Source organism: Streptomyces blattellae, from assembly GCF_009709555.1.
GTDB lineage: Bacteria > Actinomycetota > Actinomycetes > Streptomycetales > Streptomycetaceae > Streptomyces > Streptomyces blattellae.
In genome coordinates this window covers 25,194-35,812 of sequence record NZ_WJBG01000135.1, presented here as the reverse complement: position 1 = coordinate 35,812, position 10,619 = coordinate 25,194, and the positions used below count along the sequence as shown (strand labels likewise).

7 protein-coding genes are annotated in these 10,619 nt (G+C 71.9%); 1 reads left to right on the top strand and 6 read right to left on the bottom strand.

The features are described from left to right. Nucleotides 1-338 precede the first annotated feature (338 nt). From GFH49_RS14170 to GFH49_RS14160, 3 genes are all read right to left on the bottom strand, one after another. On the bottom strand, nt 339-1,703 hold the full coding sequence (locus tag GFH49_RS14170) for a phosphomannomutase/phosphoglucomutase (protein ID WP_155056230.1): 1,365 nt from the start codon (nt 1,701-1,703) through the stop codon (nt 339-341). A gap of 101 nt (nt 1,704-1,804) precedes the next feature. Continuing rightward, complete coding sequence (locus GFH49_RS14165; protein WP_155056229.1) at nt 1,805-3,421, bottom strand: L-lactate permease; 1,617 nt, start codon at nt 3,419-3,421, stop codon at nt 1,805-1,807. A gap of 227 nt (nt 3,422-3,648) precedes the next feature. After that, nucleotides 3,649-4,026 (bottom strand): DUF3499 domain-containing protein, encoded by a 378-nt coding sequence (locus GFH49_RS14160; RefSeq protein WP_408055907.1) that lies wholly within the window; start codon nt 4,024-4,026, stop codon nt 3,649-3,651. Between the two features lie 331 nt (nt 4,027-4,357). On the opposite strand from GFH49_RS14160, the gene GFH49_RS14155 reads away from it, so the two are divergent. Continuing rightward, nucleotides 4,358-4,807 (top strand): metallopeptidase family protein, encoded by a 450-nt coding sequence (locus GFH49_RS14155; RefSeq protein WP_155056233.1) that lies wholly within the window; start codon nt 4,358-4,360, stop codon nt 4,805-4,807. A 20-nt stretch (nt 4,808-4,827) separates the two neighbouring features. Here GFH49_RS14155 and GFH49_RS14150 read toward each other — a convergent pair whose 3' ends face one another. From GFH49_RS14150 to GFH49_RS14140, 3 genes are all read right to left on the bottom strand, one after another. Continuing rightward, nucleotides 4,828-6,315, bottom strand: coding sequence for a DUF5719 family protein (locus GFH49_RS14150; RefSeq protein ID WP_155056228.1), 1,488 nt, complete (start codon nt 6,313-6,315; stop codon nt 4,828-4,830). Then, nucleotides 6,312-10,064, bottom strand: a complete 3,753-nt coding sequence (locus GFH49_RS14145) for a glycosyltransferase family 2 protein (RefSeq protein WP_155056232.1) — start codon at nt 10,062-10,064, stop codon at nt 6,312-6,314. Before GFH49_RS14145 ends, GFH49_RS14150 begins: the two co-directional genes overlap by 4 nt. A gap of 233 nt (nt 10,065-10,297) precedes the next feature. Next, nucleotides 10,298-10,561, bottom strand: coding sequence for a WhiB family transcriptional regulator (locus GFH49_RS14140; protein ID WP_003975777.1), 264 nt, complete (start codon nt 10,559-10,561; stop codon nt 10,298-10,300). Between the last annotated feature and the right edge of the window lie 58 nt (nt 10,562-10,619).

Sequence of the window (10,619 nt, the reverse complement as noted above, 5' to 3'; positions counted from 1 at the left end):
GCGGGCACCCCCAAGGAGTCAGAGGGGCGGGACAGCACTACCCAGCCCCAGCCACCCCGGCGGGCTCAATGACGCCGGCCAGCGGTCAGAAGCGGGCGCTCTTCAAGGAGTCGGGGGCTCGGAACGGCGTTGGCCGGGCTCGGGCGTCGGGCGGGATGAAAGGTGGTGACCCGCGTTCGAAGGGAGCCGCCGCCCCAGCGGGTGCGGGCTCGGGACGGCGTTGTGCGGTCGCCGTGCCCCACCTCTACGCACCTGGGCAGGGCCCGGACGCACTCGGCCCCCTGACACCGGAGCGGCTGAAACTGGGCCGCGCGGCGTCGGCGGCGGTCCGCATGGGGTCAGCCTCTGATGATCTCCAGTGCTTCGTCGCGCACCTTCGTCATCGTTGCCTCGTCGCGGGCCTCGGCGTTGAGGCGGAGGAGGGGCTCGGTGTTGGAGGGGCGGACGTTGAACCACCAGTCGGTGGAGGTGATGGTGAGGCCGTCGAGGTCGTCGAGGGTCACGCCTTCGCGGCCCTCGTAGGCGGAGCGGATCGCGGCGAGGCGGGCGGTCTGGTCGTCGACGGTGGAGTTGATCTCGCCGGAGCCGACGTAGCGGTCGTACTGGGCGACGAGGGCGGAGAGGGGGCCGTCCTGGCCACCGAGGGCGGCGAGGACGTGGAGGGCGGCGAGCATGCCCGTGTCGGCGTTCCAGAAGTCGGCGAAGTAGTAGTGGGCGGAGTGCTCACCGCCGAAGATCGCGCCGGACTTGGCCATCTCGGCCTTGATGAAGGAGTGGCCCACGCGGGTGCGGACGGGCGTGCCGCCGTTCTCCTTCACGACCTCCGGGACCGACCAGGACGTGATCAGGTTGTGGATGATCACGCCCTTGCCGCCGTGCTTGGCCAGCTCGCGGGAGGCGACCAGGGCGGTGATGGCGGACGGGGAGACCGGGTCGCCGTGCTCGTCGACGACGAAGCAGCGGTCGGCGTCACCGTCGAAGGCGATGCCGAGGTCGGCGGACTCGTCGCGGACTCGCTTCTGGAGGTCGACGATGTTCGCCGGGTCAAGCGGGTTCGCCTCGTGGTTCGGGAACGTGCCGTCCAGCTCGAAGTACATCGGCACCAGGGTCAGGGGCAGGCCGGCGAAGACCGTGGGCACGGTGTGCCCGCCCATGCCGTTGCCGGCGTCGACGACGACCTTCAGCGGGCGGATGGAGGTCAGGTCGGCGAGGGAGCGGAGGTGCGCCGCGTAGTCCTCCAACGTCTCCCGCTGCGTGACCGTCCCCGGCGTCCCGACCGGTTCGGGGGCGCCCGAGTCCAGCCAGCCCTCGACCAGCTGCCGGATCTCGGCGAGCCCGGTGTCCTGGCCGACCGGGGCCGCGCCCGCCCGGCACATCTTGATGCCGTTGTACTGGGCCGGGTTGTGCGAGGCGGTGAACATGGCGCCCGGCAGGTCGAACGCGCCGGACGCGTAGTACAGCTGGTCGGTGGAGCACAGGCCGATCTCGGTCACGTCGGCACCGCGCGCCGCCGCACCGCGCGCGAAGGCGCCCGACAGCCCGGGGGACGAGGGCCGCATGTCGTGCCCGATCACGATCGCGCTCGCCCCGGCCACCTGGACGAAGGCGGCCCCGAACAGCTCGGCCAGCGGTTCGTCCCATTGGTCCGGAACCACCCCGCGCACGTCGTACGCCTTGACGAGCTGCGACAGATCAGCAGACACGGCCAACCCTCCTGAAAGTCCTATCGGTCACCACAAGCTACCCGTACCCACTGACAATGCGCTGCACGGAGGTCGGGTGGACTCCCGGGCGCAACCTGAGGTCAGGGCAGCATCCAGGCCAGCACCGGTGAACTCTGGCCGACCACGATCAGGCACATCACCATCAGCAGCCCCGCACTCCAGGGCAGCACCTTGCGCAGGATGTCCCCTTCGCGGCCCGCGAGTCCGACGGCCGCACAGGCGATGGCGAGGTTCTGCGGCGAGATCATCTTGCCGAGGACACCGCCCGAACTGTTGGCGGCGGCCAGCAACTCGGGCGACAGCCCCGACTCCCGGGCCGCGGTCACCTGGAGGGCGCCGAAGAGCGCGTTGGCCGAGGTGTCCGATCCGGAGACGGCGACGCCGAACCAGCCGAGCACCGGCGACAGGAAAGCGAGCCCGGCCCCGGCCGCCGCCACGAAGTGGCCGATGGTGGCCGCCTGTCCGGAGAGGTTCATGACGTACGCGAGCGCCAGCACGGACGTCACGGTCAGGATCGCGAACCGCAGTTCGTGCACGGTGGCGGCCCACTCCTTGACCGCCACGCGCGCGTGCACCCCGAGAACGACCGCGGTGCACATACCGGCCAGCAGTACGAGGGTCCCGCCGGTGGAGACGAACGGCCAGGTGAAGACGTTGCCCCCGACCGGATCGCCGTCCGGGCCGACGACGTCCAGGAAGGGCCAGTCGTACGTCTGTGTCGCCTCGGCCAGCCAGTCCTTGACCGCCGGGATCTGGGCGACGGAGAAGATGGCGACGATCAGTGCGTACGGGGCGTAGGCACGGGCGACTTCGGGCCGCGGATCCGCCACGTCCAGGTCCTCGCTGCGCACGCCGGTCAGCACGGAGGCGCGCACGGACTCGGCGGCGGGCACGCGCGCGTGCGGTACGGCGACCAGGGCACCCGAGCCGAGCAAGGCGGCGCCGATGTCGGCGAGTTGTGCGGAGACGTAGTTGGAGGCGATGAACTGCCCGGCGGCGAAGGCGATTCCGCACACCAGCGCGGGTACCCAGGTCTCCCGCAGCCCGCGCCGTCCATCCACCAGGAACACCAGCACGAGCGGCACGACGAGCGCCAGCAGCGGCGTCTGACGCCCCACCACGGAAGCCACCGAGTCCAGTGGCAGGCCGGTGACTTGAGCGAGCGTCACGACCGGTGTGCCCATCGCGCCGAAGGCCACGGGGGCGGTGTTGGCGACCAGAGCGACGACGGCCGCGCGCACCGGTTCGAAGCCGAGTGCGACGAGCATGACCGAGCAGATGGCGACGGGTGCGCCGAACCCGGCGAGCGCCTCCAGCAGGGCACCGAAGCAGAAGGCGACCACGAGTGCCTGGATGCGCGGGTCGTCGGACAGCCGCCCGAACGACCGCCGCAGGATGTCGAAATGGCGGGTGCGGACGGTCATCCGGTACACCCAGAGGGCGTTGACGACGATCCACAGAATCGGGAAGAAGCCGAACACGGCGCCCTGGACGGCGCTGGAGGCCGTCTGGTCCGGCGGCATGCCGTACGCGAGCGAGGCGACCAGAGCGGCCGCCGCAAGGCCCGTGAGGCCCGCCAGATGTGCCTTCATGCGGACGCCGCCGAGCAGGACGAGGACGATCACCAGGGGCAGGGCCGCCACGAGGGCGGACAGACCGAGCGAGTCGACGACGGGTTCCAGTTCCTGGACGTACACGGGCGCCTCCCGGATTCCGCCATGCGAAAGCGATTTCTCACGGGCTCCGGGAATGGTCGTGTCCGCAACAACATCGCGTCAATGGGCGTACGCCGCTCACCGAAACGCACAAAGAACGCACAAAGAACGCTCAAGGAACGCACAGAGGACGCACACGGGGCAGGCACGGGACCGGCACGGAAACGCACCACGCGAAAACCGGTCGAAGCCGACCGCGCCGGTCGGCGTCAGCTGTCCGGAGAGCGCAGCACCCGCAGATGCCCCCGCCGGCCGACCTCCATGGGGTCGGCCCCACGGCCACCGCCGCCGCCGGCCTCCGCGGCACGCTGCTGCGGCCGGGCCGCCTCGCGCACGGCGTTGGCAAGCGCTTCCAGATCGTCGCCGCTGGGCCGGGCCGGAGCCGAGCCGTCCAGAAGTCGTACGACCTCCCAGCCGCGGGGTGCGGTGAGGCGCTCGGAGTGCTCGGCGCACAGGTCGTAACAGTGGGGTTCGGCGTAGGTGGCGAGCGGGCCGAGGACCGCGGTCGAGTCGGCGTAGACGTACGTCAGCGTCGCAACGGCGGGTCGGCCGCAAGCGGTTCGCGAACAGCGACGTACAGGGCTCACGACGTTGGACGGTACCGCACTCTTGAGCGGGCCGCGACGACTCTCCCCCAGGTCACTCCACCGTGTCGTGTTGTGAAACGCACCACCAGCCTCTCTGAACGCACCGCTCTGACCTGCATGGACATCGCTTTCCGAACATGAGGGCGAGCCCATATCCGGCCACCACTCGACACATACCCCATCAATTGCCCCGAGATCGACTCTCTCGGAGAGATGCGGAATCGAGCCCAACCTTGGCTGGAATGGTCATCTGCCGACATGCCGTACGGGCGGCCCGGCGCCGCGTGGGAACGGAGCACCCGGCTCGGGCGAGGACTACGCTTCACCAGTGATGGACAAGCCCGTACCACCTCCTGCCGCCGGCTCCGGCCCCCGCCGTCGTGATCGCCACGGCCGGGGCATGCGCGGCCCGATCGCACCGCCGCAGGTGCCGCTGGCGGCAAGCCGTGCCGAGGCGTTCGCCGACCTGGTGCAGGACTCCGTGGAGCGCCTCGAACGACGGTGGCCGCAGCTCGCCGACATCGATTTCCTCGTCCTTGAGGTACCACGCCTCGACGGCCCCGGGCAGGCCTGGAACGACGAGGCGGTCCCGCTCGGCGGCACGATCCCCGCGCGCGAGGGGGGCCCGGCGCGGGTGGTCGTCTACCGGCGACCGGTGGAGATCCGCACGAAGGGGCGCGACGAGCGGGCCGCGCTGGTCCACGAGGTCGTCGTGGAACAGGTCGCCGAACTGCTCGGGCTGACCCCGGAGACGGTGGATCCGCGGTACGGCGAGGACTGAACCGGAAGGGGCCGCCGGCCCTACTCCTGCAGCACCGCCAGGTCCTCGTCCGCCTCCGGCACCGACACCATGCCCCGGTCGTCGGGCAGGGTCTGGACCGTGAAGGCGGGAACGCCGTCCGTCGTCCTCGCCAGCGTCCGGGACCCGTACACCGGCGCTCCCGAGACCGTCTCCACCGTCAGCGCGTACGTGCCTTTCAGACCGGTCGGCACCGGCGCCTCAACGTCCTGTGTCGTACCGGACTTGATCGTGTACGTCTTCGACACCGCCGTTCCCCCCTCGCTGCCCGCGGACGCGGTGACCTTGACCTCCGCGGTGCCGGTGGGTGCGGTCAGAGCCAGCGTGGAGCCCTTCTCCGTGTTGCCGGCCACCGTCGCGCGCGTGCCGACCGGGTTCGTCGCCGGGATGAACGCCGTCTCCTGCTTGGCACTCTTGCCCCGTACGACCCGTACGGCGGCCACGACCGGTACGGAACTGTCGGTCGGCGTCAGCACCAGCGAGCCCGCCTCCCCGCGCGTGACATCGCCCAGGTCGACCGCCGTCGTCATGCCCGCCTTCACGTGCATCGTCTCGTTCCCGGCCGGTGTGATCAGCCCGGACGGAGAGGCCAGCCGCACCCTGAGGTCGGCGTCTGTGTCACCGGGCGTGAAGGCGATCAGCCGCACCTCCGTGGCGTCCTTCGGGATGCCGGGCAGGACCAGGCTGCTCGCCGGATCCGTGGTCGCGGACAGCCAGTCGCCGCCGAGCTTGTCGTCCAGCGCCTGCACGGCCGCGCCCACCCGTCCGCTGCGCACATTCACATGCACGGTGACGTCGGTCTCCTGGTCCTCGGTGAGCGTCGACAGCAGCACCGGCTCAGTGGAGTGCGGCTGAACCGTGATGTCCTCCCCCGCGCTCGACTCCAGGGACCCGTCCTTGCCGTACAGCTCGATGTCGACAACCGCGGCGGAGTCGTCGGGATTGGTCAGATGCACATAGTCGGTACGGTCCGCCACCGTGCTGGCCCCGGGGAACCAGAACTCCGTGTCCGGCGCGGAGCAGTTGACTCCCTGCAGCCCCCGCCCGGTACCCGCGTCGACCTCCGTGGTCTCCTGCACGGTCCACCCGGACGCGAACTTCCCCTCGGCCGTGCCCACCAGCGCCGGCGAGTCGGCGCCGGAGACATCCCCGGTGACCGGCGTCCCGGGTTCCTTCGGCTCCAGGACGGGCTTGTCGGCCTTCTCGCCGTTCTCCTCGCCCCCGGCCTGCTCCTCTGCCGCGGACTGCAGTTCCGCCGAACCGCCGTCGTCCGCGCCCTTCGTGACGGGCGTGAAGGACGTGTACGACGTCTCGGCGAGGTCCGATGTGCTCGGCGCCGGGCACAGCAGACTCGTGCGCTCCACGGGCAGTTCGGCCGCCGCCTTCACGGTGTCCGTGCCGGTCGCCTCCGGCGCGGTCAGCGCGGCGAGTCCGGTGATGGCGGCGAGGGCGGTGGCGCCGGCGATCAGGGACAGGGTGGTGCGGTTCACTGCTGACTCCTGTCGGGGCGCTCACTGCCGTTCGGGTACGGCTGCGCCGGGTCGTACGTCGCGTCGTAGCCCTGGTGGTAGGTCCCGTCCTGGCCCTGCTCGTATGTGGCCTGCGCGTACGTCTGCTGGTCGTAGGACCCCGGCTGGGACGAACCGCCGTACGCGTAAGGGTCGTACTGCCCGTTCTGGTACGGGTCCGCGGGGTACTGCCGGCCGTACGCCCCGTCCGGGTACTGCTGCTGGGCGCCGCCCTGGTACTGCTCGCCGTCATAGCCGCCGTACTGGACGCCCGCGTAGTTCGCGTCGGCGGACTCGCTTCCCCAGGCTGGAACGTCCTCGCCCGGGGGCATCCCCACGCCGTACGACGGCTGCTGCGGAATCGCTGCCGGGGACTCCTCCTGCCCAGGAGGCGGGAACTCCCCGGTCTGGTCCGCCTCTTCGGCCTCCACCTGGGCGCGCAGGCGCCGGGCGCGGCGGCCCTCGCCGGACACGGCCTCGGCCGGGACGGCCACCGGCTCCTCCGGGAGGTCGTCGTCGATGTCCCGGCGACGGCCGGGCAGGGCCATGACGACGAGGACGACGGCGAGGAAGCCCTGCGCCCACAGCCAGGCGGTGTGGGTGATCGGCGTCTCGAAAGTGACGTCCAGCTGCCCGCCGGAGGCGGGGAGTTCGAAGCCCTGGGCCCATCCGTCGACCGTCTTGCGGGTCAGCGGCCTGCCGTCCAGGGTGGCCGTCCAGCCCTCGTCGGCGGTGTCGGCGAGCCGCAGGATCCTTCCCTCCGCGCCGGCCTGGATCGTGGTGTGGATCTCCACGGGCCCGGCGGCGACGGACCGCGCGTCCGCGGAGCCCGCCTCGGAGACTATCGCCGCCCGCGAGACCTGCTGGTCGACCCGCCACAGCGCCCCGCTGTCCTGCTGGCTCAGCCGGGACAGCCCCGGCGTGGCATCCAGCACACGGGTCACCTCGCGCGGCGCCCCCTGGTGGACGAGGACATAGCGCACGGCGAACTTCCCGAGCTGGTCGGCCTGATCGGCGCCTGAGCCGGCGACGAGGTTGGCGACGACCTTGTCGAGCGCGGCGTTCTCGCCGTCCGCCGCGGCCAGTTCGCCGTCACCCATCCGTGCCCCGGAACCCCGGACGAGCATGTAGCCGACGTGGGCCGCGGAGTCGCTGTCGAGGACGAGGGTGCGGGCCTGGTCGCGGGTGCTGCTCTCCTCGGCGACGAACGCGGGCACCTGCACCGGGTCGCGCCGCTCCAACGGCCCGTCGGCGCCGCCGATCATCCAGCCGGCGGCGACGAGCAGCGGGCCCGCGGCGGAGGCGAAGGCGATCAGCACGGCCACCGGCTGACGCCAGCCGAAGCTCTGCTCGGCGACACGCGCGCGTGCCCCGTCGGCGCCGAGCGCGGCGGCGGCGAGGAGGGCGATGCCGTAGACGAGGGTCGCCGGGCCGGCCCAGGTGGAGCTGTTGGACAGGACCGCGAAGACGAGGCCCACCAGGGCCACGGCCCAGGCCGTCCAGATCCCGAACTGACGGTGGGAGCGCATCAGGGCGGCCAGCGCGGCCAGCACGATGCCGATGAGCATCAGCCCGTCGACCGTGCCCGGCCCGCCGGGGCTGGCGCCGAGCAGGTCGGTGGCGGACGCGGACGAGGCGGCGTACTCCAGACCGGCTTCCGCGAAGAAGCCGGACGGGAGCAGCGTCAGCGACCAGGGCGCGAGCACCAGCAGGGGGGTGCCGAGCTGGGCCAGGAGGCGCAGGCCGTGGGCGGTGATGTCGGCGCGGCGCATGGCCGGCACGCCGATGCCGAGGACCAGCGCGATGGGCCACACGATCGGCGTGAACGCGGTGGTGACGGTCAGCAGCAGGGCGTACGCCCAGGTGGCACGCCAACTGCCGGACGCCCCTGAGGTGTTCGCCAGTCCGCTGGCCGCGATGCCCGCGCGCGCGAGGAGCGGCAGCAGGATCGCGAGGACGGCCGTGCCGATGCGGCCGCCGGCGAGCGCACCGGTGGCGGCGGGCAGGAAGGCGTAGACGACGGCCGCCCAGGCGCGCAGCAGCCGCGACTCGACGAGCGGGCGGGAGGCGAAGTACGCGGTGAACCCGGCCAGCGGCACCGAGCAGACCAGCAGAACCGTGACCGCGAACCCGGTGGAGCCGAACAGCGCGGAGGCCAGCAGGGCGACGAAGGCGAGATAGGGCGGCGCGGACCCTGTGCCGCCCGCGCCCACCGCATGCCAGGAGTCCAGGTAACGCGACCACAGCTCGCTCGCGTCAGCCGGGGCGGGCAGCAGGGCGCCACCCGCCAGCGCGCCGCCGCCGAGCAGTTGGCGGCAGGCGACGAGCGAGACGAACAGCAGCACCAGGAACAGCATCGGGCCGGGGTTGCGGGCGATGCGCTTCAGGCGCGCGAACTGCTCTATCTCCAGGAAGTCCGCGTCGTCCCCGCCGGGCCCGGACTCGATCGCGCTGCCGTGCCGCCCGGCACCGGCGGAGGTCTCGGGGTCGGTGTCGCGCAGGAAGCTGCCCGCGGCCTGTTCGAAGGTGGCCCGCACGGTCGCGCCGGGCGGGGGGAACAGCGCTCGCAGCTCGTCCTTCTCGATCTGCGAGCTGCCCCGCCTGCGCCGTCCGGCGATGATCCGCTCGGGCCGCAGCAGCACACCCAGCAGACCCCGGATCTCGTCGACGGCCTGCCCGGGCACCTTGCCGACGAGGTAGGCGACGGTCCGCAGCAGGGTGCCCAGCACCAGCCGCACCAGGACCCAGGGCAGTGCGGCCGTCCGCGTGTTGACCAGCAGCGTGTACGCGGCGCCGGCCTTGTCGACCTTGTGCGGGGAGGCCGACGTACGGCCCACGCAGTCGACGGTGCGGCGCTCACGGGAGGCCGCCTCGGCATGTCGTACGACCGCCTCGGGGGCGACGAGGACGCGGTGGCCGGCGGCCTGGGCACGCCAGCACAGGTCGACGTCGTCGCGCATCAGGGGCAGTCGGCGGTCGAACCCGCCGAGCTGCTCGAAGACATCGCTTCGCACGAGCATCCCGGCGGTGGACACCGACAGCACGGACCGGACGTGGTCGTGCTGGCCCTGGTCCTGTTCACGGCGGTCCAGTCCGGTCCAGCGGCGGCCGGAGTTGGCGATGGTGACGCCGACCTCCAGCAGTTGCCGGCGGTCGTACCAGCCGCGGAGCTTGGGGCCTACGACGGCGATGTCGTCGCGGCCGAGCTCGTGCTCGTTCTCCACGACGCGCAGCAGCTGGGCCAGGGCGTCCGGTTCCGGAGCGCAGTCGTCGTGCAGCAGCCACAGCCAGTGCACGGGCTCCCCGTAAGGGAGTTCGGGCATGTCGTACGCGTCGTCGCGCCAGGTGCGCGTGACGGGGTCCCAGCCGCTCGGGCGCTTCAGGTAGGGCAGCTCGTCCGGGGTGAGGACGGGGGCGGTGCGGCCCGCCTCCTCGACGGCCTGACCGAAGCCGGTGCGACGGGCGAGGTGCAGCACGCGGTCGGCGCCGAGGGCGTCGGTGAGCAACTGGGCCGAGTGGTCCGCGCTGCCGGTGTCGGCCGCCATGGCGTACTGAACGGGGCGCTCCTGGCCGAGCAGCCCGGCGAGCGCGTCCGGCAGCCAGCGGGCGCCGTCATGGGAGACGAGCACCGCCGTCACTACATGACGCGGGAACTCGGGCGGGCGGGTCGGGTCGAACGCCGCCGTGGCAGCTACGCCTTGGTGGGCTGCCGTATGGCTGTGCACGGACATCGAGGTACGGGCCCCGGTTCGATGGACTGCGGTGGACACCTGTGCCCCCTGGGGGCAGCGAGGTGTCTCGGACGAGCGACCACACTATCGGCAGTCCAATAGGGGCGGCGCGTCAGCGCCTCGATGAGGGGCGGTGGTCGGGCGACGGGCGGGCGACGGCCCGCCGCCTGTGGATAACCCACCCGCAACGGGCCGTTCGTCGCAAATGTACGAAAGGGATGCTTGCCGTCCGGTCAGACGGCGGCCTTCTTCAGCCGCCGTCGTTCACGCTCGGACAGGCCGCCCCAGATGCCGAACCGCTCGTCGTTGGCGAGGGCATACTCAAGGCACTCGGAGCGGACCTCACAGGCGAGGCAGACCTTCTTGGCCTCGCGGGTGGAGCCGCCCTTCTCGGGGAAGAAGGACTCGGGGTCGGTCTGGGCGCACAGCGCGCGCTCCTGCCAGCCGAGTTCCTCGTCCGCGTCGTCGACCAGCAGTTGCTGCACCAGCTCGGTCATGTGCGCCCCTCGTCAGTCTTTCGCGTCCCCGTGATGTAGCCGTTACCGATGTCGGCTG